We start from the raw sequence: 25,887 nt of genomic DNA, 5'->3' as shown, positions 1-25,887 counted from the left end.
ATTTAATTGGTTTCCAATGCCAAAGCGGCACACCAGGCCTCGCCACGCGGGCCCTGGGATAAAATTTTCAGCGAACGACCGCTGTCTTGCGGGCTAATGGTAATGGTCAGGTCAGGCTTTGGCAAAAAGCCTGCACCTTTATCGGGCCACTCGATCAGGCACAGGGCATCGTCTTCGAAGTAGTCGCGGATGCCGAGAAACTCCAGTTCTTCCGGATCGACCAGGCGATACAGGTCGAAGTGGAACGCGCGGATGTCACCGATCTCGTAGGGCTCGACCAACGTGAAGGTCGGACTTTTTACCGAGCCGACATGCCCCAGACCCCGAATGATGCCCCGCGACAGGGTGGTTTTGCCCATGCCGAGATTGCCTTCGAGAAAAATCAGGCCATGGCCCTGGGTAACGCGGGCGATGCGTGCGCCAAAGTCGCTCATGGCCTGTTCATCGGCCAGGTACAGGGTTACTTCAGACACGGTGCATGCTCCTCCAACAACTGACGAATGGCTGGAATCAAATCACTGGCCGCCAGCCCACGGCCGAATTTCCCTTGTTGCATTCCGGCATTGGCATGCAGCCAGACCGCCAGGCACGCGGCATCGAAACCGTCCATGCCTTGCGCCAGCAGTGCGCCGGTCGAACCGGCCAGCACATCGCCGAGCCCGGCGGTGGCCATGGCCGGATGGCCCTGATGACACAACGCCAGACGCCCGTCGGGATGGGCGATCAGGCTACCGGCGCCTTTGAGCACAACCACCGCTGTATATTTTTTGCTCAACGCCAGCGCTGCCGCCAGACGATCGGCCTGTACTTCAGCTGTGCTGATCCCCAGCAGACGCGCCGCTTCACCCGGATGCGGAGTGATCACACAATCCTTTGGCAGACTGACACAACCGCTGGCCAGCAGGTTCAATGCATCGGCGTCCCAAACTTGCGGTAGTGCTGCGTTGGCGGCGGCGGACAACAACGCCCGCCCCCAACCTGCTTGCCCGAGACCCGGTCCGACCACCAGCACGGAAACCTTTTCCAGCAAGCCCATCAGTTGATTGGCCGAAGAAACGCCGAGCGCCATGACTTCCGGAATCCGCGTCAGCGCTGCTGGCACATGCTCCGGGCGCGTCGCCAGCGAAACCATGCCCGCACCGCTGCGCAAGGCGCTTTCGCTGCTGAGCAAGATCGCCCCGCCAAAACCTTGATCGCCGCCGATCAACAGCACGTGTCCGAAACGGCCCTTGTGCGCCGTCGGTGCACGGGGCGTCAGACGCGGCAGATTAGCCGCGTTGAGGCGTCGGGCACGAACGCAAATGTCACGACAGGTTTCGGCTGCGGCTTGCAAATCGTTAAACACCAGATGACCGGTGTAGTCCGCCGCGTCGCCGGTGAACAGGCCGATTTTCAAACCAATGAAGGTGACCGTGAGATCGGCACGAACCGCTACGCCGAGCACATGCCCGGTATCGGCGGACAATCCGGAAGGAATATCCACCGCCGTGACTGGCAAGCCGCTGGCGTTGATTGTCTTGATTGCATCGAGATAAGGCTCGCGCACTTCGCCGGTGAGGCCAGTACCGAGCAAGGCATCGACGATGACGCCGCGCAGTTCGCTTTGCACTGTCCAGCCCTGCACGCTGACGCCTTCAGCCAACGCCTGGGCATGAGCAAGCGCAGCATCACCCTGCAAACGCTGCGGATCACCGACCGCCAACACCCGCACTGACCACCCGGCCCGCTGCGCCAGCACAGCGATCAAATAACCATCGCCCGCATTGTTGCCGTGCCCAGCAAGCACAGTCATTTCATCGGCTGATGGCCACTGCCGCACCAGTGCCCGCCAGGTCGCATGGGCGGCGCGTTGCATCAATTCAAAGCCCGGCGTGCCGGCGGCAATCAGCCGTGCGTCGATCTCACGCACCTGCGCAGCGCCATACAGCGCGTCGGGTAATTCATCTTTCGTGTGCGGCATGCGTCTTCGGGCTCCGATGTCTGGCAGAATTATACGCACCTCAGCTCCGGTTTCTCTCGCCTCATGTCCGCCATCACCACAGACCTGCCCGCCCTAGCCCAATCGATCAAGGATTGGGGCCGCGAGCTGGGCTTTCAGCAAGTCGGCATCAGCGGCCTCGATCTGGCCGAGCATGAGCAGCACCTTGAGCGCTGGCTCGAAGCCGGCTACCACGGCGAAATGGATTACATGGGCGCCCACGGCAGCAAACGTTCGCATCCCGAGGAGCTGGTGCCTGGCACTTTGCGCGTGGTTTCCCTGCGCATGGACTACTTGCCGGGCGACACCGAAATGGCCAAACGACTGGCCGAACCGGAAAAAGCTTACGTGTCGCGTTATGCCTTGGGCCGCGATTACCACAAATTGATCCGTAAACGTGTTCAACAATTGGCCGACAGGATTCAAGCCGAGATCGGTCCGTTCGGTTTCCGCGCCTTCGTCGACAGCGCGCCGGTGCTGGAAAAGGCCATCGCCGAACAGGCTGGGCTGGGCTGGATCGGCAAAAACACGCTGGTGTTGAATCGCAAGGCGGGCAGCTATTTCTTCTTGAGCGAACTGTTTGTTGATCTGCCGCTGCCGGTAGATGAGCCGCACAGCAGCGAACATTGCGGCCGTTGCACCGCTTGCCTCGACATTTGTCCGACCAACGCCTTCGTCGGCCCGTATGTGCTGGACGCCCGGCGTTGCATTTCGTATCTGACCATCGAGCTGAAAACCGCTATCCCTGAAGATTTGCGCCCGCTGATCGGCAACCGCGTGTTCGGCTGCGATGACTGCCAGATCGTCTGCCCGTGGAACCGTTTCGCCAAGCCCTCAGGAGAAGGTGATTTCAAGCCGAGGCATAACCTCGACAATGCCGAACTGGCCGAGCTGTTTTTGTGGGATGAAGAGAAGTTCTTGAGCAGCACCGAAGGCTCGCCATTGCGGCGTGCCGGGTATGAGCGCTGGTTGAGGAATCTGGCAGTGGGGCTGGGGAATGCGCCTTCAACGATTCCGGTGCTGGAAGCGTTGAAGGCGCGACGGGATTATCCGTCGGAGTTGGTTAGAGAGCATGTGGAATGGGCGCTGGAACGGCACTCCAGGCCTTCAAATCCATAAAGGGCCAGCAAAGTACTCAGGCCGTAGGAATGCGCATTGTATCCATATCGTAAGCAGATTCTATCAGTGCATTCGTCTGCCCCGGGGACAAATGCTCGCCCGCGTGCAAGACTTTGCAAACTCTCTGATTACTGTCCTCTAGAAGGTAAATACGCTCCCCACGTCCGGCCGTCTTCGCCATATAAACATGCGATACACTTCTTCCATTGCCGAGTGGTCTCATTTCCCCGTACAGCATCCCATTTAGGTTGGCCGCTTGGCGGGGGGAGTTATTGCCTTCAATGAGCCTGTAGAAATCATAAGCCTTTCTGCTATTACATGGATTTTGGAAAGTGTGTCGCGTGGGCCTGATTAATTGCCAAGGTTCATCCGACTCTTCCACCACGGGCGCCTTGGCTTTTTTGGCCGCTGCCTTGGCCCCTTTTCCTTTGACGAAACCTCGGGCCATCTCTTGGCCTGCTTTTTGGCCTCCTCTGCCACTCAACCCCGGCTTAAAGGCCCCAGCAAGTCTCCTGCCAGCATTAATGGCCGCTTTGGCACCAGCCGCCAGGCCTGTACCGAGCGAAGCCAATCCTAGACCAAAGCTGATCCACCCCAATATCTCGCCTGCTTGAGAACCCGGTGCCAATTCATTGAGCACCTCGCTGGCTATACCCGCCAGTCCAGACGCAACCGCCAACCCCATTGACGCCACTGCCCATGGCGTCGCCGCGCCCATCGTCAATACGCTGGCAACAACCCCGAGAATACTGAGCCCGATTCCCAGGACTGATTGCCAGGAGATATGCCCGGTTGGGTCGACACGATTGACAGGGTCGCCCAAGCAATAGCTATAGGTATTCAATCCGCCCGCGCCGAACGGACTCATGCTGTCGGGGGCGAGAAAACGCATCAGTGTCGGACTATAGGCCCTGTAACCATTCCCCAGCAGATACAGCCCGGTAACCGGATCGAGCTGCTCGCCGTTGAACCCCGCGAGGCTGAACAATCCGCCTTCGGCAGGACGGTGCCCATAAGGGCTGTAGGCGCAATCGGTGAGCTGTTCCTTGCCCAGCGTTGCCAGCACGCTTTGCTGCTGATCGGTGCCAAATAGCTGGGCGCCGGCGTTCAAACCTAGCTGCTGTTGCCCCACAAGCGCTCCACCGTGACGTACAACACTGTATGAATTTTCACCACTCACCTCATTGGCGACCCGGCCTGCGTAGTAGTAACGCTGCGCAGTTGCCTTTTCGGGTTGCGACAGTTCAACCAGATCGTCGAAACCGTCGTAATGGTAGCCACGAATGACTGATCCCCCAGCGCCGGACAATTGCTCTAGACGTCCGAATGCGTCATAGGCCAGCGTTCGCGCCTGGTCGTCCTTGATCATCCTGCCGTTGGCGTCGTACTCCAGCGTCACTGCCGACGGATAATCGACATGGGAATGCTTGACTGCGCTGAGCTGTACAGGATCAGGATTGTCATAACTGAAGGTGGTCAGATTCACGCCCAGCGGGAACTTCGTCTGCACGGTTAGGATGTTGTCCAGCGCGTCGAAAGTGAACGTCTGCTGGACAATTTCCTTGCCATACGGATCGCGGGGCTTTTGGGTGCCGGCACAGTCGTACTTGATCAGACGCCCGCGCACATCGTATGTGAATTGCTCATCACGCAAAATTTGCGTGCCACGCCTGGAAACCTTCTGCGCCAGTTTGCCAGCAAGCGTATAAGTCGATTCCAGCGTCTGGTCAGGCTGACCCTGAATCTCGAATGTACGGCGGGTTTCACGACCGATATCGTCGTAGACAAACCGGGTGACCATTTGACGCTTGATTGACGTTTCTTCGGTTTTCGTCCAGTCCAGCTTCCCCGTCCGGGTGTTGTAGTGGAACTCGGTTTTCAGCGAGCCCTGCGAAGTGGAGAGCAGGCGGCCGTGCTCATCGTATTCGGATCTGCTTTCGGCTCCGAGCACATCGACATGGGTGATCGTTCGCCCCTGCAGGGAATAGGTACTGGACGTGGCTTTCGTGATAGCGCCGAAGGTCGTCGTTTCGGATTTGAGGCGTCCGGAAGGGTAATAGGTAAAGCTGCGTTCCTTACCGTTTTCAGTACAGGTCAAGGGATTGCCACTGACGGGGTCGTAAGTCATGGTCGTGACTAATGCACCTGCCTTGCGCTCCGTCAGCAAACCGCCCAGATCGCGCAAATAAGTGAATTCGGTTTTTTTGCCATCAGCACTCTTGTGCCACTGTGGCTGAGTGAAGCCCGCTTCATAACCAGCCTCGGACTTTCGTCCGCCCACGGTACTTTGTATTAAACGACTCAAACCGTCATAAGTTTGCTGCCCCAACACTTTGTCATCAACCTTGATGCCGATCGGCAGACCTTCATCGCTATGCTCGGCATAGTCGGTCACGACCGCGCTGGCATCGGGCAGGACAGTGCGGATCATCCGGTCAAAAACGTCGTACTCATATCGAGTCGTATTGCCGACGGGATCTGTCTGGCTGGTTGTGCGCCCGAAGCCGTCATAGGTATAAACGGTTTTGCCGAGGCTCTTGCTCTTCAGGTTGAAGTGCTCGACGCTCAGCGGTTTACCAAAGTCGTTGACTTCAGTCACCGTTTTGCCCATTCCCTCGAGCCAGTTCGTTTGCTGGCGAAGGACCGGATCAGCCACGCTGTGTTCGATGCGCCCATCGGCATGCAGCGTCTTGCTGACCTGGCCCCAGCTATCGTATTCGTAGCAGGTGATGACCGGACAAGGCTTGCCATCGCGCCAATCGGTCAGCGTCGATTTGACTTTATGACCCGCCGAATCATGCATGGCTGAATATAGGGTGCGGGACTGGATAAGACCGTCCTTGTCGGGATGATCGCAGTCCTTTTCCTGAACGGTGATTACCCGCTCCAGGCCGTCATAAGTCACTCTTTGCTCGCCGCCCGCCGCATCCGTGGTCACCATCGTGGCCGGCTGTTGTTTACTGGCGGCCAGGTAGGCCCACTGGGTAGAGGCCGCGTAGGGCGTGCCGGGGGCAACCGTTTTGCATACGGCTCGGCCGATCGCGTCGTATTCATGTTCGATGCGCGTGCCATCGACACCGACCTCTGCCAACAGTAAGCCCGTCTGCGTCGAGAGCACTTTTTCACTGGTCTGCTGCGAACCATCAAACCCGCGTGTGCTGGACTTCACCCGAAGACGATTGTCCTCAAGCTCATAGGAAAATTCCGTACAGATCTTTTTATAGTTTCGGGTGACGCTTTGCGCTTTCGTCGCCCCGTGCTTGAACGGATCCTTTGGCGTATCGAGGTAACTGCGTTCGGTTTTCGATAGCAGGACCTCTACCCCCTTCACGAACTCGAAATCACGTTCCTCGACCGGCAAGACGGATGCCAGCCCCTCACCTTCCAGCGCAGGATGCAGCGCATAGTCGTAGTACGTGACAGTCGAGGCCTCACCCGCTGCCGCAGCGGTGACCGTCCTCTTTTTCTGGAACCTGGCGAAACCCAGCGGATCCTCTGGGCAGTTGTCCCCACCGCTTGCCGGATAAAACTCCGTGACAGTCGTCACCCCACTCGGCTCAACGCACTTAAGCAGGTTGCCTTCGCCGTCGAACTCGGTGACGGTGATTTCCTTGCGCGATTGCTTGGTGCGTCGATCGAGATAGGTCACCGTCTGAACTTTCGGCATGCGGAACTGAGCCGGCTGCTCGTTGAACGGCTTGGCGACCGAACAATGATATTCAGTAGTGGTTTCGATCTGAGCATCGCCACACGTCGTAACTTCTTCGACCAGCAAATGAAATTTGTTGTAGGTGCGGTTGATGCGCGTATGTGCCTTACCGCTCACAACCAACTTCTCCTCAGAGGTGTAGACGTAGGTGCCAGATGCCCGGTAGAGAGGATCTCCGTCATCGCCCCTGGCCGGAACCAGACCATGCCCGAGAAAGTTACGGTCGGAGTAGGTGTACGTCTTGCACAGCCTGGGTTGGCCACGACCAGGGTAGATATCGTGAGCGATAACAAACGGTAGTGTCTGTTCCACCTCATTGATGAAGCGGTGACCTTGCCGCTTGTAACGAATGATTTCTATGCCATGCAATGGATTGACGACTTTGCGCAGATAACTGGCTCCATCAATGACTTCATAATCGAGGTCCCAACCTTTGCCGACCGGCAGTTCGATTGACGTCACCCGCCCATTTTTCAGGATCAATTTGTAATTGAAACTGGACGAGGTATCCGGATGCCGGGTCAATGTCACCTGACCCTCCTTGCGTGTAATGTTCAGCAGGCATCCCTTGGTGTCGCTGATCTCGGTCAGCATGGGAAACTCATTGAACGCCTTATGCTTGAGCGTGACGCTCACACCGTTCGCCGCGATTATTTTTTCCGCTACCGCGACCTGAGTGCCAGCCAGAACCTTGAGCAGTTCACGCCGACCATCCTTGTATCGAACTTCATAGCGCCCTGCTCCGGTCACTAACACTTTTGCCGTTTGCAGTTTCATTTCCTTGAACTTCAACCCAGCAGGCGTTTCGACAGCCTTGTAACGCTCACCGTTGGACAGTGTCATGACTTTGCTGCGCAAGTCGTAATTTGTCGTGATCAGCGACCAGCCAACTCCGAAACCGGCATCCGTCTGATTAAGCGGATTGAAGCCCAGTGAAATTGCAAGGTCAGGGCCATTGAGATCCGCCGAGTGTAACGTGCCCAAGGAAAAGGCGCAGGTGTACATACCCGTACGCGGATCAACGCCTCCGGTAACGAACTCACCGAAGTTGAAAGCATTTGAGTGAACAGGGGAATTTGAATTATTAGTCATGAAACAACGCCTTGCATTCAATTTATTCAGATACGGCCAACAGCAGGCCAGCGAACTGTGCGCTGGCCTGGCCGGACTTAACGAGACCAGAACTGTTGCATCGGCCGCTTTGACTTAACCAGAATAAAAGTACGCTGCTCTTTGTCGCCTTCGAGACACAGCCGATGTTCCGTACCAAACTCATCAAATACCGCGAACTCGAATCCGTTTTTGTTTTCGCCGCCCTCTTGAGAATCAGCGGAAATATACTGAATGAGCGTCAATCGCCCTGCTACTTTGTTCACAGGCACCGTCATATAACCAAGGCGAGGGCTGCGAAACGTTGCGCTGCGCTTATACATCGGCGCCATATAGCCATAAAAACACCGGCGATTATCCTCAGTATCGGGAATATTTCCGGACACATACACTTGCACCGCAGTATCGGAATCGTAATACGCAAGCCTTACTTCGCTACTGTACCAATCCAGGAGGGAAATCTGCCTGCCCTCCGCGTGCAGGGCAATATGATAAGTCTGGATCCAGTCGTAACGATCACGCCGCTCCTGGTCTCCGTATTTGCTCACCGAGAAGTCACTCAGCGAATACTCTTTCGGTGGAATCGCCTCCAGCGTAACGCTGCTGTCAAAACCAAGTCCGTTGCTTCTCAATACCTCTTCGTTCATGACGATTTCGGCGGCAACCTCCATGATTCCGGTCTTGGTGGCGGAAACCCAGAACTCAAAAATCTGCACCGGATCCAAATTGCTGCTTATTCGGTTATCGGTAACCTTAGCAACCTCTGTGAGATGCGATACTCCACCCGACATTTCGTGGTTATACCGATTTTCCTGAACGGATACTTGCCAATCCCCGTCCAGAGCTCGAGCACCGTTATAGGCAATCAAGCGCAGTGTCTGCAACGCGGGATGACCATACAGTGAAGCGCCGTCGCCATTGTTATCGATCCCGTGTAGAAGTACCAACACCCGCACCTGCATGCGCCCATTGGCATAAAGCACTTTATGCTGGCCTGACCTTGTGGAGTCGAGTTTTACCTCGATACGGGAAATACCAATTTGCTCATCAAACATCTAACAATACCTTGCTGATTAATAGATTCCGCCCTCTAAGGACTCAGCAAACTATGGAGAATCGACTTGAATAAAAACAGCCGCGACATTCGACAAATTGTGAGGGAGTAATATTTTAACATCACCATCAACAACCCACACAAATGCTTATACATTCAAAAATCGTAGATCACATGAAGCGGACTTTAACAACACTCTTCCTGCCCCCATGATTCCAGCACTCAATGACCTTCTCCCCTCCTGACCTCAACTCAACAGAATCAAAAGGGGAGCCACCGGGCAGTTTATTCTTGTCAGGTTATCTCAGGAAAACAAAGGAGCCGTTACTTTCACCAATATTCAGTCGCTTCCTGACGCAGTCGAGATCCCGCTTTCTGAAGACTCACTATCGGAGTCAGACTCTAAAACTTCCCCCTCCGTCTGGATTTCCACCTTACGGTCCATACTGGAATTTTCAAGATACTGTTCAATCCGCTGTCTCGACGTATCACTTAGTGGGTTATGCACTAAACCAACGAATAGATCCTGTGTATCCGGAATATCAAACAACTCATACCCCACGTCGGAAATATTATTATTATGTAATGCCACAAGCTCTAGCTCCTTGAGCGCACCTATGCCTGAAGGGACACTGGAAAGATTTGCGTTGCTCAGCATCAACTCGCTCAAACCTGCCATGTAGCCTATATGCGGAGCGACTGTAAGAGGGTTGTTTGCCAGGTTCAACAAGGTGAGCGTTTCGATTCTGGACACCCCCTCAGCCGTGACTTCAGACAGTTTTAGAGCGCACCCGTCCAGTGTAAGTTCGCTTAACTGGCGCATTTGAAAAATTCCTGACGGGAACTCTTCCATTTTTATGCCAACTACCCCTAAAAATTGAATATTGGGAAAGCAATCAAGAAACGTGCCTATACGGACGTCCGGGTTTTTTACGGTCAATATCAACTCTGTTACATACTCAAATCTGGCGGACAATCTCGGTAATTCACCCGAAAAATCGACATAGTAAGAAAAATGATAGTCTCCCTCCCCCCATTGCGAAACCGACTTGCGCTGCCAGATATCTTGCAGCATTGCGCTGAACTGTTGGCGAGCCTGGCGTTGTTCGGCGAGTGTCAGCACATTCCCTTGGCCCGTCGAGGACGATTCAGCGGGCACCTCGGCACTCCAGACCGCCAAATCGCTGCGCAGTGTCGCGAACTCCTTTTCCAGCCGCGTCAACACACTGGAAAGCTGGCCGCCGCGGGACATGAATTTGGCCACCTCGTCCTCCGATAACGCCGGATAAAGTTCACGCAGGCGCTGTACATCTGAAGTAGAGGGGGCGGGGTCAATATCACCACCGCCGCGCAGCGATCCCCTATCGCGCGGCACCAGGCCTTGACCATGCGTATCGATCGGGGTCGGTGGCAACCCGAGCGCCTCGCTGATACGTTGTCGTGATGGTAGAGGCTGCGTCCGGATTCGTCGCTGCAGCAACTTGCCCTCATCGGCAGACAAACCGAAGGCTTGACGCTGCGCAGGCTGCAAGGTCAACAGGAGTGCCGAATACACATCGCGCGCCCGCTGCGATTTGAGTGCGGCGCCATTTTCGATGACATAACCGTCGTCAGTGCGCACCAGAATGCGAGTTTTCTCAACTTCGGATTTTCCGACAGCGGCCAACAATTTGCCTCCCCTATCGTAGTGGCGAATCTCTATCGCCATGTCTCGCGGCCATTGGGACAAGTCGGCAATCATCAGTAGCGCCACGCTGTCGCTGTCCAGACTGGAGGCTGCCGGCAGGTAAATGCCCTCACATGCCCTCGCGATCCTGATCTCTCGCCACAGCAGCAAGGCGTCATTCATCATGGGGTCGGACATGCTCTGGTTACCTTGCACCCGCAATCGCTCGGAGGCACTCGCGTTACGCCAGATTTCCATAGCCGCAGTCTTCGGCAGGTTCGGAAAAACCCGGCGTATCTGCAGGGTGGTTTCGTTACAGTCCAGTTCGAACGCTTCTTCTCGAGCTTTGAATAGCTGCTCTGGCGCGTGCCGAGCCCAACGGGCCATTAGTTTGCGTAAACGGCCAACCCGTGAGTCCAGCGGCGTTAAACCGGATTGCGCGCTTGCCGTTGGTGCCAGCAGTTTTTCGAGCAATGCAGCATCCAGCGTCCTGACAACACTGGGGAGTAAGTCACCCCTGAACAGAGGGGTGCTTGCAACATCGACGCCATTAGCTTTCAGCAGCAATAACTGCAACTGAGGATCGGCCTTGACGTATACCGAGGGGTCGTCGCTCTCCAGATGGGTGACCAACTGCCGGATCTGCTGATCAAGCTTGAAGCGCCTGACCGTGTCTTCCAGCAGCGCAGGCGGGCGATGGGATCGGGCGTAGAGGCGATGCAGCAAATCATCATCGATACCACTCACTGCGAGAATGCGGGCGACGGTGGCATCGGAGAACATCGCGACTGACTGACCTAACCGTCGGAATAGCTGCGCGACCTGCCATTGCGCGGGGCGCTCGACAGCCTGGCCCCACGCGCCGGTGACAGTCTCCATCCTTGGTTGCTCCACGCAACGCCAGAATCCACTGACGGGATCACGCTGAAGCCACGGCCCCGAGGGCGTTCGTTCAATCGACAGTGTTGCGCGCAGGTGGCCACTGGCGGGATCGCGAACCACTTGCACAAAGTGCTCATGGTCTACGGCCACGTATTGGCGCCGCTTGAACAGCAATGTTCCATCGGCCTCGGTATTCGGTATCCACGACGGTACCGGCGTATAAAACTCCTCCAGAGATCGGGCCATCGATACGGCGGCGCCGCTTGGCGAGTCAGGTTTGTGGGGATAAGGACTGACTTTGATGGCGGCAGTGGCAACGATTGGAGAAACATGTATCGGGCTGCCTGTGTGGGTTAGCACAGAGCTCGTAACTAAAGGGTGAGCTATCGGAGGGAGAAAAGTTTCGACGCGTAATGGTGGGTCAGGCGGCTGGATCCGTTTGCGAGAAACGGGGGGAACGGGTGCCGGTGGGTTTTTTGGCGTTTTGCCAACCATGGGATTTCATCCTTGAAATGTGGTTGCGAATACCCTGTATTCCGACAGGGTCAACGCATGACAGGCATGCAAATACTGCGTATCGCAAATACTTGATGAGCGAAATTCAGTTTAGTGGCATGCCTTTTGTAAAGCGGCATACATGTCTACCACATTCACCGCAAATTGAATGTTTCGGCGTTCAACCTCGTTCAAGATGGAAATAGCGCTCTACCGAATCCGTGTTAATCGCCCCTGTGGATACAAACCAAGATAAAAGTTATAGATACGATTACCCGACTCCTCATTTCTCCGTCGGATGCTCCCCCAGCGGAACTGATCCAACGCGTAGCCTTGTGGCGGCTGCACCTCCACGGTCACGCTGCTGTCATGGACGCCTCTGAAACATGTTTATTTTGATAATCGATATTGAGACAACCGACTAAACAAATAACACAACCGTCAAAAGATCGGTAAAGCGGAAAACGCAAGAAACATCCATACACTTATGATCACCAAAGACCGACAAGTTAATTACCCGCGCGCAAACAGCAACTGCAAAACATTTCAACACTGGTCTTTACAAAAAACTCGGCATTTTCCAATGAAAACGAATGGCCAGCAGACGCAACAAAAATTCGCACACAGGTAATCAGAATGGCTCGCTCACCCGGCACATTCAAATACAGACACGGGATGTAGCAGCACGCGGCGGCAAAATCCACGCTGATTACGTGCGTTAGCACAGAGTTCAGAACTGTTGGCGTGTGGTTGCGAAGACTCCGTATTCCTACAGAGTCAACGCATGACAGACATACAAATTCTGCATATCGCAATACTTGACGAGCGAAAATTCAGTTTATCGGACTGCCTGCTTTAGTGCGGTACGCAAATTGAATGAGGCGGCACTCAACCTCGTTCAAGATAGAAATTGCGCGCTGCGAAATCGGTGCGAATCGCCAGTTTATGCTCCGTACCATGTTGATCAATGGCGCGAAACCGAAAGACTTTGTCACTTTTGAATTCAGGTGCAATCCTCGAATATTCGGAGAGAGCCTGCACAAACGTCAGTTCTCCATCCCGGTCATTTACCCTCACACTGTAAAGTTTCGAATCCCGCGTAATCGCATCACGGAAAAATGTAAAAGCAGTCGCGTCTCCGTTGTAGGGCAATGACAGTTGCACATGCGTAGCTGTTGGCCGAGCCAGAATACCGCTGAGAAAATTCGTCGCGTATGCGTAAAGTTTATTAGCTACAACAAACATATAATCTTCTTCAGCCGCTGCTCCATCGGCAATCCAGTCAACCAGTTTGATTTGCTGCCCGTTTGGATATAAACCAAGATAATAGTTAAAGATACGATTACGCGGTTCCTCATTTCCCCGGCGGGTCATATGCCAGCGGAACTGTTCCATCGCGTAGGCTTGTGGTGGTTGCGCCTCCAACGTCACGCTGCTGTCATGAACACCGCCGAGCGCAGTTCCATTGGTGGTGATCGTCTGGCCTTGGAGGGAAAGGCGCGCGGCGATCTGGGTCGTCCCGGCGCCCGACGACGACACCCAGAACGTGCGAACCTGGTGATGTAGAACGTCATCCTCCGCATCGTCATCGCCCCCACCCACGGTCGTGACCGCTGGTGCTTCCAGCGTGAATCGCCCTTGCTCGGCGCTTGCGGCCCAGCCAGCGCGCAGGGTTTTGCCGGTGGTGTAATGGATAAGCTCAATGCTATCCATGACTACAGCAGGCACATGTACTGGAGTTCCATTACTATCAACTCCGGTGACCAGAACCTGCACTTTTACCTGCATACGCCCATTGCCGAATAGAGTCTTGCTGCGGGTAGCGTCACTCGCATCAAACTTTACCTTGAAGCTGGAAATACCATCGAGAACTACCGACATGGCTTCCGCGGTCCGTGCTACGCCTAATTCTACATCCATGATGCAACTCCTTTGAATTCATGCTTGTTTCGATAATCGATACTGAGATAACCGATCAAAAAAATAACACGACCTTCAAAAGAGCGACAAACCTAAAAATGTAAGAAACATGCACACACTTATAATCGCCGACTATCGACTAGTTAGTCATCCGTTTACAAATAGCGACCACAGCAAATCTCAATGTTCGTCGTTATATACAAACTTTGGCATTTCCCAGTGAAAACGGATCGCCAACAAGCGCAATAGAAAACCACCGAACAGTGTGATCAGTATTGCCTGCTCACTCGGCAAGTTCAGATACAGACACAGCATGTAGCACCACGCTGCGGCAAATGACACGCTGGCGTAAAGTTCGCGACGGAAGATCAGCGGAATATCATTGCAAAAGATATCGCGCAATATGCCACCGAACACTCCGGTAATTACACCGCTGACAGACGCCACCAGCATACCGTGGCCCATTTCCAGGGCGGTCATGCAGCCGATCAGGGTGAATGCCACCAGACCGACCGCATCGAGCACCAGAAACAGCGAGCGCAGGTGACGCATCCAGCGGGCGGTGAACACGGTGAACATCGCCGCCACTGATGTCAGCACCAGATACTCCGGGTGCTTGACCCACGTCAGCGGGTAATGCCCAAGCAGCACGTCGCGCACCGAACCGCCGCCCAATGCCGTGACGCAGGCGATCAGCACCACGCCGAACCAGTCCATGCCACGACGCCCGGCAGACAGGGCGCCAGTCATGGCTTCAGCGGTGATGGCGACGAGGTAGAGCATCAGCAACATGGTGGCGATCCTTGCAGGAAGGCGCGCAGTCTACTGACTTCGCCATGGCACCAAAAGAGGGCGATAGCGAAGTTCGCCAATCTCAGAACTTGATGAAATGCTTGCGGTAGTGCTGCAGCTCGGCAATCGATTCGCGGATATCGTCCAGCGCAAGGTGCGTGCTGCCCTTCTTGAAGCTGTCACGTACGTCCGGCGCCCAGCGCGCGGCCAGTTCCTTGAGGGTCGACACGTCGAGGTTGCGGTAGTGGAAGTAGCTTTCCAGCGCCTTCATGTGGTTATAAAGGAAGCGACGATCCTGGCAGATGCTGTTGCCACAGATCGGCGATTTGCCCTTCGGCACCCACTTTTCGAGGAAGGCGATGGTTTCGGCTTCGGCTTCGGCCATGCTGACGCGGCTGTCACGTACGCGCTGGGTCAGGCCGGAGTTGCCGTGGGTGCGGGTGTTCCACTCATCCATGCGCGCGAGGACTTCGTCGCTGTGGTGAATGGCGATCACCGGCCCTTCGGCGAGAGTGTTGAGGTCGCTGTCAGTGACGATAGTGGCCATTTCGATGATGACGTCGTTATCCGGATCCAGACCGGTCATTTCCAGGTCGATCCAGATCAAATTCTGCGGGTTTTGCATATTTCGGCTCCTAGGCAATGCTGCGCAGTTTAGCCTAGGCCGGTGGCCGGGCGTGCTAAACTCGCGGCCGTTTTACCTAATCGCTGCATTCTTCAGACGGAACACCCATGGCCAAACGCCAACTCAATCGACGTCAAAACTGGCGCATCGAAAAAATTCAGGGCGAGCGCGCCGCACGCGCCGCCAAACGCGAGTCCTCGGCTGTCGAGGCCCTGGAGGGCGGCGACCTGGGTCCGGAACAGACCGGCCTGGTGATTGCCCACTTCGGTGTGCAGGTCGAAGTCGAGGCCAAGGACGGCGAACTCGCCGGCCAGGTATTTCGCTGCCACTTGCGCGCCAACCTGCCGGCGCTGGTGACCGGCGATACCGTCGTCTGGCGTGCCGGTAACCAGGGCATCGGTGTGATCGTCGCGCAACTGCCGCGTACCACCGAGCTGTGCCGCCCGGACAGCCGTGGCCAGCTCAAACCGGTCGCCGCCAACGTTGACATGATCGTCATCGTTTTCGCACCGCTGCCCGAGCCGCATGCCAACCTGATCGACCGCTACCTGGTCGCGGCTGAACACGCCGGCATCCGGCCGCTGTTGCTGCTGAACAAATTCGACCTGATCGACGAGCAGAACGCCCCGGCGCTGAACGCGCTGCTGGCGGTTTACCGCACGCTCGGCTATCCGGTACTGGAAGTTTCCGCGCACCACGGCAACGGCATGGAACAACTGCAACAGCAGCTCGACGGGCGCATCAGCGTGTTCGTCGGCCAGTCCGGCGTTGGCAAGTCGTCGCTGGTCAACAGCTTGCTGCCCGAGGTTGAAACCCGCGTCGGGCCGTTGTCCGAGCTGTCTGGCCAGGGCACGCACACGACGACCACCGCGCGGCTGTTCCACTTCCCTGGCGGCGGTGAACTGATCGACTCCCCGGGTATCCGCGAATTCGGCCTCGGCCACGTCAGCCGCGCCGACGTCGAAGCCGGCTTCATCGAGTTCAACGACTTGCTCGGCACCTGCCGCTTCCGCGACTGCAAGCACGATCGCGAACCGGGTTGCGCACTGCTCAAGGCCCTGGAAGATGGCCGCGTGCAGCAGCAACGGATGAACAGCTATCGCTCGATCATCGCCAGTCTGCCTGAAAACGGCTATTAAACAGCCAACCCGGTAGCGCCTGTCTCAGGTGCTGCCGGTTGTCGGATCTTTCCCTACAAATCCCCTGTTTTTTTAAACATCAGATTTTTCTGTAAGGCCTGCGTACGCCTGCTTGCAGGACATTTCTCTTTTGCCGCGCACATCTTGTAGGCATTTCCCAGATGCCTACATTCGGTTCCTCCTTCGCACGTTCGCGACCTCCGAGGAACCCCATGCAAACCTACCATCTGTTCATCAGCCACTCGTGGAACCACTCCCACGGCCACGACAATCTGGTGCGCAACGCCGCACATGCCGAGTGCGCGTGGAACACCAACAGCATTGTCAGCGCGATTCGCCTGCATACGGCGGTGTAACCATGCGCAAGGGACTGTTTATCGGGATCAACGACTACAAACACATCTCGCGCTTGAGCGGGTGCAGCAATGACGCCATGGCCATGGCATCCGTACTGAAAACCGACGCCAATGGCGACCCCAACTTCAAGAACGTGGTGCTGACGTCCGCCGAGGATCACTTGAGCAGGGAGAAACTCGAAGACCAGATTCGCGAACTGTTTTCCGGTGACTGCAACGTCGCGCTGCTGTACTTCGCCGGGCATGGCGGCTTCGACACTGACAATGATGAAGGCATGCTGCTGCCTCAGGATTTCCGTAACCCCAAGGACGGCATCCGCATCAGCGACATCCTCAACTGGGCAGCCAAAGCGACCAAGATCAAAAACAAGGTGATCATCCTCGACTGCTGCCAAAGCGGCGCGGCCGGCGAGGTGCGCGCGTTGCGCAGTGAAAGCAGCGTGGTCGGTGAAGGCATGACGATTCTGACCGCGTGCAAAAAGGAAGAGCCGGCCATGGAAGGCGCGCAACACGGCGTGTTCACCGGACTGCTGTTGCAGGCGTTGCATGGCGGCGCAGCCAACATCCTCGGCAAAATCACCCCCGGCAGCCTCTATTCCTTCGTCGACAACGCGCTCGATGCCTGGGAGCAGCGTCCGGTGTTCAAGACCAACGTCTCGCAGTTCATTTCCCTGCGCGAAGTCTCGCCGCTGATCCCCAAGGAGATCCTGCGCAAACTCCCCGAATGGTTTGCCGAAGCCGAGTCGGTTTTCCCGCTCGATCCCAGCTACGAACCCACCGAAGCCACTTTCAATCCGGAACACGGCGAAGTCTTCGCCCAGCTGCAAAAGTGCAACCGCCACAGCCTGATAGAACCGATGGACGCCGAGCATATGTATTACGCCGCCATTCATTCCACCGGCTGCCGCCTCACCGCCCTCGGCGCCTACTACCGCGAACTCGCCCTCAAAGGACATTTCTGATGCCAGTCTTTATCAGCTACCGCCACATGGATCGCGCCCACGCGATGGCGATCAACAGCCGCCTGATCAGGGCCAACATCAAGACCTACCTTGACGTGCTGGACCCGGAATCGCAGACCACCGACGACATCACCGGGGTCATCACGCGCAACATCACCGAGTGCACGCACTTGCTGGCGGTGGTTTCGGAAAAAACCGCGTTGTCGTGGTGGGTGCCGTTTGAGATCGGCGAGGCGACGATCAGCAATCGGCGGATCTGTTCCTTCAGGACCGGGCCAGCGGAGTTGCCGTTGTATCTGGACAAATGGCCGAAGCTGAGCACGGAGAGTGATCTGGATTTCTTTATTGATGCGTATCGTGAGGAGGTGTCGAACAAGCGGTCGATATCGTTGGAATCGATGAGTGAATCCGTCAAGGGCACCTACAAACGCAATGCCGACATGTTCCACGAACAACTGAAGAACCGGATTCGGCGCGGGTTCTGAAACATCGTCACCCTTGATGCCCCTCACCCTAACCCTCTCCCGGAGGGAGAGGGGACTGACCGAGGCGGATGTTCGAGTTACGCCGACGTGAAAGACCGAGTCGAACTCAGGTCTTGAACCGCATGAAGATCGGCTCCCTTTCCCCCTCGCTCCCTGGGGGGAGAGGGCTGGGGTGAGGGGAAAGATCCAACGAACACAACGAAGCACAAGCCGACAGACACAAAAAAGCCGCGATCATCTCGCGGCTTTTTTGTGAATCACTGCTTCGGCGCGGGGGCCGGTGCAGTGGCCGGTGGCGCTGTTGGCGCTGTTGGCGCTGGCGCCGTACTCCCCTGCTCAGCCGGTTTGGGCGCAACGTCGTCGAACAGGTTCAGCCGTTCGCGCAGCTCGTGGGCAGGCACCGGCTGCTGATCCGCCGGCAAGGCATTCGGGTCGACCGGGGTTGCCGGCGCGGCACCGTTCTGACCTTGTTCGGCCGGCTTCGCAGCGTCGGGGCCTTGCGCACCTTCGATGGCCGCCTGAGCCTTTTTGGTCAGCACCACGATATCGATGCGACGGTTGACCGGGTTGAACGGTTTTTCCTTGTCGAACAGTGCCGACGAAGCGTAACCGACCACCCGCGCCACTTGCGCGTCGGGATAACTGCCCGCGATCAGCGCACGCCGTGCAGCGTTGGCGCGGTTGGCTGAAAGCTCCCAGTTGCCGTAATCGCCGGTACCGATATACGGCTTGGCATCGGTGTGGCCGCTGATGCTGATCTTGTTCGGCACCGCTTTGATGGTGTCGGCCATGGCTAGCAGGATGTCTTCAAAGTACGGCTTCAGGCGCGCAGAACCCGAGTCGAACATCGGCCGGTTCTCGGCGTCCATGATCTGGATGCGCAAGCCGTTCGGCGTGATCTCGAAGAGGATCTGGTCCTTGAATTTCTGCAGTTGCGGGTTCTCGTCGACCTTGTTCTGCAGTTCTTGCAGCAACAGTTCCAGGCGTTCTTTCTCGACCATTTCGGCCATGCCTTCGACTTGCTCGGTGTCGACGGTGACCTTGTCCGGTTGCGGCTGGGACTTCACCTCGGGGTTAAGGGTGTTCTCCGGCGCCAGCGTCGGCGTACCGCCCAGATCGATGATGTATGGCGTGCCGCTTTCGGAGAAGCCGACCGGGTCTTTGAAGTAACCGGCGATAGCAATCTTCTGCTCCGGCGTTGCAGTGGACAGCAGCCACAGCACCAGGAAGAACGCCATCATCGCCGTGGCGAAGTCGGCGAAGGCGATTTTCCATGCCCCGCCGTGGTGCCCGCCGGCTATGCGCTTGACGCGCTTGATGATAATCGGCTGATTATTTTCCATGACTTAGCGACCGCGAACCGCTTGTTCGAGCTCGGCAAAGCTTGGACGGTGGGCCGGGTACAGAACCTTGCGACCGAACTCCACCGCCAGCGATGGCGGCATGCCGGAAGCGGAAGCCACCAGCGAAGCTTTAATGGCTTCATACACGTTCAGCTCTTCCTTGGCATCGTGGGCCAGGGAATGCGCCAACGGACCGAAGAAGCCGTAGGCGGCGAGAATACCGAAGAAGGTACCGACCAGTGCCGCACCAACGTGCAGGCCGATGGATTTCTGATCGCCTTCACCCAGGGAGGCCATGGTCACCACGATACCGAGTACCGCCGCAACGATACCGAAACCCGGCATGGCGTCGGCAATGCCGTTCACCGCGTGGGATGGGTGCTCGAGGTCTTCCTTGAGGCTGTACAGCTCCATGTCGAACAGGCCTTCCAGCTCGTGCGGAGCCATGTTGCCGGAGGACATGATGCGCAGGTAATCGCAGATAAACGCGGTCATGCGTTCATCTTTAAGCACCGCCGGGTACTTGGCGAAGATCGGGCTCGCGGCGGCATCTTCGATGTCGCCCTCGATGGCCATCATGCCTTCGCGGCGGCTCTTGTTGAGGATCTCGTAGATCAGCCCCAGCACTTCCAGATAGAAAGTGTGGGTGAAGCGCGAACTGAACATGCTCAGGGATTTCTTGAGCACGTGCATCGTCATGTAGCTGGGGTTCGCCTGGAGAAAAGCGCCCAGTGCAGCACCGCCGATGATCAACACCTCGAAAGGCTGGATCAGGGCGGCAATTTTGCCGTGGGAGAGCACGTATCCGCCGAGCACGCTCGCGAATACGACGATGATGCCGATAATTTTAGCCATAGGTAGAAAGTACTTATTTAAGTCGGGTTCAAGGTCATATTCGGAAGTTAAAAAATCTCTTCTTCTACTTATCGGCAAAACTGCGCCAGACTATAGCCAGTTCAGGCGAAAAGCCAATTTAGCCCATGCCGGGCGCGTCTACAGTCAGTGAAGATCTTGTCCAGACATGGCTAATGAAACGAACGTCCCACACGCACAACCGACCACACTCGACGGCTGGGTAAAACTGCTCGACAGCGTTCTACTGCCCGTACCGCAGGAGGCGCACGACAAGGTCTGCCGCGCGATCCGCGACAATCGCAGCTCGCTTCGCGACATCGCCGACCTGATGCAAGACAGCCCGGCCCTGGCCTTGAGCATCATCCGTGAGGCCAATCGTCACACCCACGGCAACATGGCCACGCCGGCAGAAAATCTCGAAGTGGCGATCAATCGCCTCGGCCTCGCCCGCACCGAAGAATTGCTCGCGCGGCTGCCCGCCGTTCCGCAGATGCAGATCCCCAAGGCCCTGCGCCAACTGCAAATGATCAGCCAGCACGCCACGCAACAGGCCAACGGTTTTTTTGCTAGTCGCCTGGCGCGGCTGTGGCAGGACATTCATTGGGGCAGCCTGTTGTTCCTCTCGCCGCTGTGGCCGCTGGCGCTGACTTACCCGCAATTGCTTGAAGAGTGGGAGCTGCGCGTTATCCACAAGGGCGAATCGGCACGCACCGTCGAGAAGCAATTGTTTGGCGTGCGTCTGCTGGCAATCGCGCAAGCACTGGTGGCCGTCTGGCACCTGCCAATCTGGGTGCAACAGGGCTATAAACTGCTGCTCAGCGAGCACCGAGAACTGGTCAAAGTGTTGCGCATCGCCCGCGACAGCGAGCATCCGCTACGCCAGCAAAACCGTCTGGACGATGATCCGACTCTGCGCCGCTGGCTCAATCAGCCAGCCAATACCGTGTTGCTGGCCAACGGCCTGGCGCTGTCGGCGCAGCAGGCGTGGGACAGCCCGCACAGCGAGCGCTGGCAGTACCTGACCAGTCTTTATCTACAGATTTCGATGGACGAGGTGCAACAACAGCTGCACCAGCAAGCCGCCAACAGCGCGCGCCAGCATGCGATGCCTGACTTGTGGCACCCGGCGGTGTCGTTGCTGTGGCCGTGGGGCACGCGTCGCTTGCCCGCTGGCATGCTGCCTGCGGCGGCGCCCAATGCCGAAGATTTGACCCAGTGGCGCCGGCAATGCGCCGAATTACTGGCAGAGCCGAGTCGCTTCACCAATGCCATGAGCCTGACCGTCGCCGCCCGCGACGCGCTAGTGGCCAGCGGCATGCGGCGGGTGATGATCCTGATGGCTGATCGCACGCAGTCGAACTTGCGCGTGCATCAAACCGTTGGCCTGCCGAAAGAAGCTGCGGCGCTGAATTTCGTCGTCAGCCAGAGCAAGGTCCTGCAACGACTGCTCGCGCAGCAGGCACAGGTGCGGATCAATCCAGAGAACAACGCGCAATTCTCCGCATTGTTGCCGGCGGGCCTGCGCACGTTGTTCCGTGGCGAGCATCTGTTCCTGCGCTCACTGGTCAATAACGGCCGGGTGATCATGATCGTCGTCGCCGATCAGGGCGGCGGGCCGTTCGCCGATATCACCGTACAAGCCTTTGGCAAAACCGCGCAGTGCATCGAAAAAGCCCTGCACAGCTTTAGCAGCCGTGGCCGATGAGGCTGCGCTACAATCCCCCCCTTTGTGCTCTGGAGACCTCACATGTCTGACTTCTCTGGCTTGCCGCTCGTTATCGAACCGAGCGACCTGCTCCCTCGCCTCGATGCCAGCGAACTCATCCTGGTGGACCTGACCAGTCCCGCCCGCTATGCCGAAGGTCATCTGCCCGGCGCACGCTTTGTCGATCCGAAACGCACCCAGCTCGGCCAACCGCCAGCACCGGGCCTGATGCCGGCGAAAGCCGATCTGGAAGCGTTGTTCGGTGAGCTGGGGCACCGCAAGGACGCGGTCTACGTGGTCTACGACGACGAGGGCGGCGGCTGGGCCGGGCGCTTCATCTGGCTGCTCGACGTGATCGGTCACGACAAATATCACTATATAGATGGCGGTCTGCCGGCGTGGCTGGCGGAAGGTTCGCCGATGTCGATCCAGGTGCCACCCGCCGTCGGTGGGCCGGTCGCGCTGACTCTGCATGAAGAGCCGACCGCCACTCGCGAATACCTGCAAAGCCGTCTCGGCGCTGCCGATCTGGCGATCTGGGATGCACGCGGGCCGCTGGAGTATTCCGGCGAGAAGGTTTTGGCTGCCAAGGCAGGCCATATTCCCGGCGCGGTCAATTTCGAATGGACTGCCGGCATGGACAAGGCGCGTCAGTTGCGCATTCGCACTGACATGCCGCAGATCCTCGAAGACCTGGGGATCACCAAGGACAAAGAAATCATTACCCACTGCCAGACCCATCACCGGTCGGGCTTCACCTATCTGGTGGCCAAGTCCCTCGGTTATCCGCGGGTCAAAGGCTACGCCGGTTCCTGGGGCGAATGGGGCAACCACCCTGACACGCCAGTCGAGATTTAAGGTTTTTAAGGACAACTAATGAAAGAGCGTCTGTTTATCCTCAGCCAGTACCTGCTGCCTCATCACCTGCTGTCGCGCCTGGCCGGCTGCATCGCCGAGTGCCGCGTGCCCTGGTTCAAGAATGCCTTCACCACCTGGTTCGCCAAGCGCTATCAAGTCGACATGTCGCAAGCGCTGGTTGAAGACGTGACCGCTTACGAGCACTTCAACGCCTTCTTCACCCGTGCTCTGAAAGACGGCGCGCGGCCGCTGGACGAAACCCCGGGCGCGATCCTCAGCCCGGCAGACGGTGCGATCAGCCAACTCGGCCCGATCGAACACGGTCGCGTGTTCCAGGCCAAGGGCCACAGTTTCAGCGTGCTGGAACTGCTCGGCGGTGACGCGGCCAATGCCGCGCCGTTCATGGGCGGCGAATTCGCGACTGTTTACCTGTCGCCGAAGGACTACCACCGCGTACACATGCCGCTGGCCGGCACCCTGCGCGAAATGGTTTATATCCCCGGCCGAATCTTCTCGGTCAACCAGACCACCGCCGAAAACGTCCCGGAGCTGTTCGCCCGCAACGAGCGTGTGGCGTGCATTTTCGACACCGAGCGCGGGCCGATGGCTGTCGTGCTGGTCGGCGCAATGATTGTTGCTTCAATCGAAACCGTCTGGGCCGGTCTGGTCACGCCGCCCAAGCGCGAGCTGAAAACCTTCCGCTACGACGAAGCCGCCCGTGCACCGATTCATCTGGAAAAAGGCGCAGAACTGGGTCGCTTCAAGCTGGGTTCTACCGCGATCGTGCTGTTCGGCCCTGATCAAGTGAAATGGGCTGAAGAACTGGTTGCCGGTTCGCCAGTGCAAATGGGCCAGGGTCTGGCACTGCCGAAAGCCTGATCCGACGAAACACGCCGATCCCCTGTAGGAGCTGCCGAAGGCTGCGATCTTTTGATTTTGTTTTTTACAAGCAAGATCAAAAGATCGCAGCCTTCGGCAGCTCCTACAGGTTAAAGGCCAGCACCTTCATTTGCTGCTATGGTTTTTGGCATGAGCCAAACCATCTCTCCTCCGCAACTACGCGCCACCACCCCGACGCAAACGCGCCTGTCGTTTTGCGAAGCCACCCCGCGCGATCTCAAGCGCTGGATCGCCGGCCTGCCCAAGGCCAACATCGGCGAAACTGCCCGTCAGTTGTACCAGGGCCTCGGCGAACTCAACCTATTGCTGACTCCCAGCGACAATCGCCTGCAACTGCTGGAGCTGCTGCGTCCCGAGGTGTATTTCGTCTGCCAGCATCTGGAGCGGCACTTTCTGCATCAGGCGATCATGCTCGACGAGCGTTCACGCAAGATCAGCAACTTGTGTCAGGCGCTGCAAAGTCATCTGGCCACCGGCTACAAGCAGATCGTGCTGCGCATCGCGCCGAAATACAGCAAGGATCGTGCGGCATTGGTCAGCCTGGCCCTGCAACGGGCGACCCACGCACTCAAAGGCCAACTGGTGCGCGCGACGCAGTTGTACAGCTCGCCGCCAGAGCATCTGTGGTTCGAGCTGCATCAGCTGTATCGCACCGCGTGTGCATTGCAGCTGCAACAACGTCGTGTACACGATGATCTCGCCAGCCTGACAACCGAACTGAGCGTCGAACAGACTTACCTCGCCACACTGTTATTGGGCAGTGCCCGTTGCAATCAACTGCGCCAGAACCAGATCGCCCGACTCGCGGAAGTCCTGGAGCCGTGGAGCGCACTGCTCAAGCTCCATCCCGGCAGCCCGAACGATGGCTTGTTTGCGGTCAGCGCTGAAATCGACGCCGGCCCGCGCTATCGCAGTATGTTCCGCAACGAGCAAAAGGCCGGACTGCTCGGCTTTGATCCTCAGCTATTGGTGAATGCCATCGAAGCGCACCTACTGCGCCAGCACACCTCGACGCCGCTGGCCGTCCCGGCGGGGCTCAGTTTCGACACTCTGCAACATTTGCACGCGACCTGGGGTCAGGCGGCCGAGCGCAGTTTCCAGCGCACCGTGGGTCAGGGCAACCTGACCGTGTGTGTCGGCATGAGTGCCCTGCACTTCTTCCTGGGCGGCGAGCGTACGTTCAGCGATCTGCTGAAACATCCCGGCGCCCGTGCGGCAAACTTCAACAACGTGGTGGCCAAGGGTGAAAAGGACAGTTGGAGCCAGGCGTTCGACGCCGCGCCGCAGAGCAAGGCTGACGAGTTTTTACCCTACGAGGAAATCCAGTACGACCGTCTGGTCGAGGACGAAAACAGCACCGACAGCACGCAGCACTACCCGACTTATGCGTTGCCGGTAATCAATCACAGCCCCGGCGGATATTGCCTGGGCTGGCCGCAAGAGGTGCCCACCGAGCTGCAGGCCGGAGAAATGCTCGGGATTCAGGACAGTGTGAGTCTTGGCTGGAGCATTGCGGTGATTCGCTGGATTCGTCAGGTGCGCGGCAGCGGCACCCAGATGGGCATCGAACTGGTGGCGCCGCATGCCGAGCCGTGCGGCCTGCAACTGGTGCGCTCGCGGGACGATCACAGCCATTACTTACGCGGATTGCTGTTGCCGCAGATCAGCGCGATCGATCTGCCAGCAACGTTACTGGCACCACGCTTGCCGTTTCAGGAAGGCAGCAAAGTGCTGATCAACACCCAGGGCGAAGAACACCGCGCCGGTCTGGATCGACGGGTGGCGAGTACGCACAGCTTCAATCAGTTTGCTTATCGATCGCTGGAGGCCGCGCAGAATGGCGGGAGCGAGGAGGATTTTGATTCTCTATGGAAGTCGCTTTAAAAACAAAAGATCGCAGCCTTCGGCAGCTCCTACAGGGAAATACAAATTCC

Annotated in this window: 19 protein-coding genes and 1 pseudogene; 9 read left to right on the top strand and 11 right to left on the bottom strand. The window is 57.3% G+C overall.

The window, feature by feature from the left end:
* Nucleotides 1-2 precede the first annotated feature (2 nt).
* Both tsaE and ACA061_RS02525 read right to left on the bottom strand, forming a co-directional pair.
* Nucleotides 3-473: a tRNA (adenosine(37)-N6)-threonylcarbamoyltransferase complex ATPase subunit type 1 TsaE gene (tsaE, locus tag ACA061_RS02530; RefSeq protein ID WP_210701159.1), complete on the bottom strand. Its 471-nt coding sequence runs from the start codon at nt 471-473 to the stop codon at nt 3-5.
* A complete protein-coding gene (locus tag ACA061_RS02525; RefSeq protein ID WP_497300499.1) occupies nt 461-1,960 on the bottom strand; it encodes an NAD(P)H-hydrate dehydratase in 1,500 nt (499 codons plus the stop codon). Before ACA061_RS02525 ends, tsaE begins: the two co-directional genes overlap by 13 nt.
* A 63-nt stretch (nt 1,961-2,023) precedes the next feature.
* Here ACA061_RS02525 and queG point away from each other — a divergent pair, with 63 nt between their 5' ends.
* Complete coding sequence (gene queG, locus ACA061_RS02520) at nt 2,024-3,097, top strand: tRNA epoxyqueuosine(34) reductase QueG (protein ID WP_150602638.1); 1,074 nt, start codon at nt 2,024-2,026, stop codon at nt 3,095-3,097.
* Nucleotides 3,098-3,113: 16 nt separating this feature from the next.
* On the opposite strand, the gene ACA061_RS02515 is transcribed toward queG, so the two are convergent.
* The 7 genes and pseudogenes from ACA061_RS02515 to orn all read right to left on the bottom strand — a co-directional run bounded on the left by ACA061_RS02515 (nt 3,114) and on the right by orn (nt 15,350).
* Entirely contained in the window at nt 3,114-7,898 is a 4,785-nt protein-coding gene (locus ACA061_RS02515; RefSeq protein ID WP_497300498.1) for an RHS repeat domain-containing protein, read from the bottom strand.
* 77 nt (nt 7,899-7,975) lie between these two features.
* The gene (locus ACA061_RS02510; protein WP_497300497.1) at nt 7,976-8,971 is read right to left on the bottom strand and encodes a hypothetical protein; all 996 of its coding nucleotides are present in this window, start codon (nt 8,969-8,971) and stop codon (nt 7,976-7,978) included.
* 339 nt (nt 8,972-9,310) lie between these two features.
* Nucleotides 9,311-11,764, bottom strand: a complete 2,454-nt coding sequence (locus ACA061_RS02505; RefSeq protein ID WP_497300496.1) for a leucine-rich repeat domain-containing protein — start codon at nt 11,762-11,764, stop codon at nt 9,311-9,313.
* An 808-nt stretch (nt 11,765-12,572) separates the two neighbouring features.
* Nucleotides 12,573-12,720, bottom strand: a pseudogene (locus ACA061_RS02500) (trimeric intracellular cation channel family protein); the annotation flags it as partial.
* A gap of 181 nt (nt 12,721-12,901) precedes the next feature.
* Nucleotides 12,902-13,933 carry a hypothetical protein gene (locus ACA061_RS02495; RefSeq protein WP_497300495.1) on the bottom strand — a complete coding sequence of 344 codons (1,032 nt, stop codon included), beginning with the start codon at nt 13,931-13,933 and terminating at the stop codon, nt 12,902-12,904.
* 180 nt (nt 13,934-14,113) lie between these two features.
* Nucleotides 14,114-14,725, bottom strand: a complete 612-nt coding sequence (locus tag ACA061_RS02490; protein ID WP_150602643.1) for a trimeric intracellular cation channel family protein — start codon at nt 14,723-14,725, stop codon at nt 14,114-14,116.
* 82 nt (nt 14,726-14,807) lie between these two features.
* Nucleotides 14,808-15,350: an oligoribonuclease gene (orn, locus tag ACA061_RS02485; protein WP_150618010.1), complete on the bottom strand. Its 543-nt coding sequence runs from the start codon at nt 15,348-15,350 to the stop codon at nt 14,808-14,810.
* A 107-nt stretch (nt 15,351-15,457) separates the two neighbouring features.
* On the opposite strand from orn, the gene rsgA reads away from it, so the two are divergent.
* The 4 genes from rsgA (at nt 15,458) to ACA061_RS02465 (ending at nt 18,292) form a co-directional block, all read left to right on the top strand.
* On the top strand, nt 15,458-16,489 hold the full coding sequence (rsgA, locus tag ACA061_RS02480; RefSeq protein ID WP_150602645.1) for a small ribosomal subunit biogenesis GTPase RsgA: 1,032 nt from the start codon (nt 15,458-15,460) through the stop codon (nt 16,487-16,489).
* A gap of 212 nt (nt 16,490-16,701) precedes the next feature.
* Nucleotides 16,702-16,845, top strand: coding sequence for a hypothetical protein (locus ACA061_RS02475; RefSeq protein ID WP_191626423.1), 144 nt, complete (start codon nt 16,702-16,704; stop codon nt 16,843-16,845).
* A gap of 2 nt (nt 16,846-16,847) precedes the next feature.
* Nucleotides 16,848-17,807 (top strand): caspase family protein, encoded by a 960-nt coding sequence (locus ACA061_RS02470; protein WP_150618011.1) that lies wholly within the window; start codon nt 16,848-16,850, stop codon nt 17,805-17,807.
* Nucleotides 17,807-18,292, top strand: a complete 486-nt coding sequence (locus tag ACA061_RS02465; RefSeq protein WP_210554264.1) for a toll/interleukin-1 receptor domain-containing protein — start codon at nt 17,807-17,809, stop codon at nt 18,290-18,292. The genes ACA061_RS02470 and ACA061_RS02465 overlap by 1 nt, the downstream gene beginning before the upstream one ends.
* 257 nt (nt 18,293-18,549) lie before the next feature.
* Here ACA061_RS02465 and motB read toward each other — a convergent pair whose 3' ends face one another.
* Nucleotides 18,550-19,635 (bottom strand): flagellar motor protein MotB, encoded by a 1,086-nt coding sequence (motB, locus tag ACA061_RS02460; protein ID WP_497300494.1) that lies wholly within the window; start codon nt 19,633-19,635, stop codon nt 18,550-18,552.
* Nucleotides 19,636-19,638: 3 nt separating this feature from the next.
* Nucleotides 19,639-20,490, bottom strand: a complete 852-nt coding sequence (gene motA / locus ACA061_RS02455) for a flagellar motor stator protein MotA (protein WP_150594024.1) — start codon at nt 20,488-20,490, stop codon at nt 19,639-19,641.
* A gap of 166 nt (nt 20,491-20,656) precedes the next feature.
* On the opposite strand from motA, the gene ACA061_RS02450 reads away from it, so the two are divergent.
* From ACA061_RS02450 to ACA061_RS02435, 4 genes are all read left to right on the top strand, one after another.
* Entirely contained in the window at nt 20,657-22,195 is a 1,539-nt protein-coding gene (locus ACA061_RS02450; RefSeq protein WP_150602649.1) for an HDOD domain-containing protein, read from the top strand.
* A 42-nt stretch (nt 22,196-22,237) separates the two neighbouring features.
* Nucleotides 22,238-23,053, top strand: a complete 816-nt coding sequence (rhdA, locus tag ACA061_RS02445; RefSeq protein WP_150618015.1) for a thiosulfate sulfurtransferase — start codon at nt 22,238-22,240, stop codon at nt 23,051-23,053.
* A gap of 18 nt (nt 23,054-23,071) precedes the next feature.
* Nucleotides 23,072-23,932 (top strand): archaetidylserine decarboxylase, encoded by an 861-nt coding sequence (gene asd, locus ACA061_RS02440; protein WP_150602651.1) that lies wholly within the window; start codon nt 23,072-23,074, stop codon nt 23,930-23,932.
* A 150-nt stretch (nt 23,933-24,082) separates the two neighbouring features.
* Nucleotides 24,083-25,837, top strand: coding sequence for a cyclic-di-GMP receptor FimW-related protein (locus ACA061_RS02435; protein WP_497300493.1), 1,755 nt, complete (start codon nt 24,083-24,085; stop codon nt 25,835-25,837).
* Nucleotides 25,838-25,887 lie beyond the last annotated feature (50 nt).

This window comes from Pseudomonas sp. LBUM1668 (assembly GCF_059695715.1).
Note: the sequence above shows the minus strand (reverse complement) of the source record. Positions and strands in the feature narration are given on the sequence as shown.

Bases quoted from the DNA above. Each gene is read 5' to 3' on its own strand.
- rsgA (WP_150602645.1), top strand. From the start codon at position 15,458: ATGGCCAAACGCCAACTCAATCGACGTCAAAACTGGCGCATCGAAAAA.
- orn (WP_150618010.1), bottom strand. From the start codon at position 15,350: ATGCAAAACCCGCAGAATTTGATCTGGATCGACCTGGAAATGACCGGT.
- ACA061_RS02475 (WP_191626423.1), top strand. From the start codon at position 16,702: ATGCAAACCTACCATCTGTTCATCAGCCACTCGTGGAACCACTCCCAC.
- ACA061_RS02465 (WP_210554264.1), top strand. From the start codon at position 17,807: ATGCCAGTCTTTATCAGCTACCGCCACATGGATCGCGCCCACGCGATG.
- asd (WP_150602651.1), top strand. From the start codon at position 23,072: ATGAAAGAGCGTCTGTTTATCCTCAGCCAGTACCTGCTGCCTCATCAC.
- ACA061_RS02470 (WP_150618011.1), top strand. From the start codon at position 16,848: ATGCGCAAGGGACTGTTTATCGGGATCAACGACTACAAACACATCTCG.
- ACA061_RS02495 (WP_497300495.1), bottom strand. From the start codon at position 13,933: ATGGATGTAGAATTAGGCGTAGCACGGACCGCGGAAGCCATGTCGGTA.
- ACA061_RS02505 (WP_497300496.1), bottom strand. From the start codon at position 11,764: ATGGCCCGATCTCTGGAGGAGTTTTATACGCCGGTACCGTCGTGGATA.
- ACA061_RS02525 (WP_497300499.1), bottom strand. From the start codon at position 1,960: ATGCCGCACACGAAAGATGAATTACCCGACGCGCTGTATGGCGCTGCG.
- ACA061_RS02450 (WP_150602649.1), top strand. From the start codon at position 20,657: ATGGCTAATGAAACGAACGTCCCACACGCACAACCGACCACACTCGAC.
- ACA061_RS02510 (WP_497300497.1), bottom strand. From the start codon at position 8,971: ATGTTTGATGAGCAAATTGGTATTTCCCGTATCGAGGTAAAACTCGAC.
- queG (WP_150602638.1), top strand. From the start codon at position 2,024: ATGTCCGCCATCACCACAGACCTGCCCGCCCTAGCCCAATCGATCAAG.
- rhdA (WP_150618015.1), top strand. From the start codon at position 22,238: ATGTCTGACTTCTCTGGCTTGCCGCTCGTTATCGAACCGAGCGACCTG.
- ACA061_RS02515 (WP_497300498.1), bottom strand. From the start codon at position 7,898: ATGACTAATAATTCAAATTCCCCTGTTCACTCAAATGCTTTCAACTTC.
- motA (WP_150594024.1), bottom strand. From the start codon at position 20,490: ATGGCTAAAATTATCGGCATCATCGTCGTATTCGCGAGCGTGCTCGGC.
- ACA061_RS02435 (WP_497300493.1), top strand. From the start codon at position 24,083: ATGAGCCAAACCATCTCTCCTCCGCAACTACGCGCCACCACCCCGACG.
- ACA061_RS02490 (WP_150602643.1), bottom strand. From the start codon at position 14,725: ATGTTGCTGATGCTCTACCTCGTCGCCATCACCGCTGAAGCCATGACT.
- motB (WP_497300494.1), bottom strand. From the start codon at position 19,635: ATGGAAAATAATCAGCCGATTATCATCAAGCGCGTCAAGCGCATAGCC.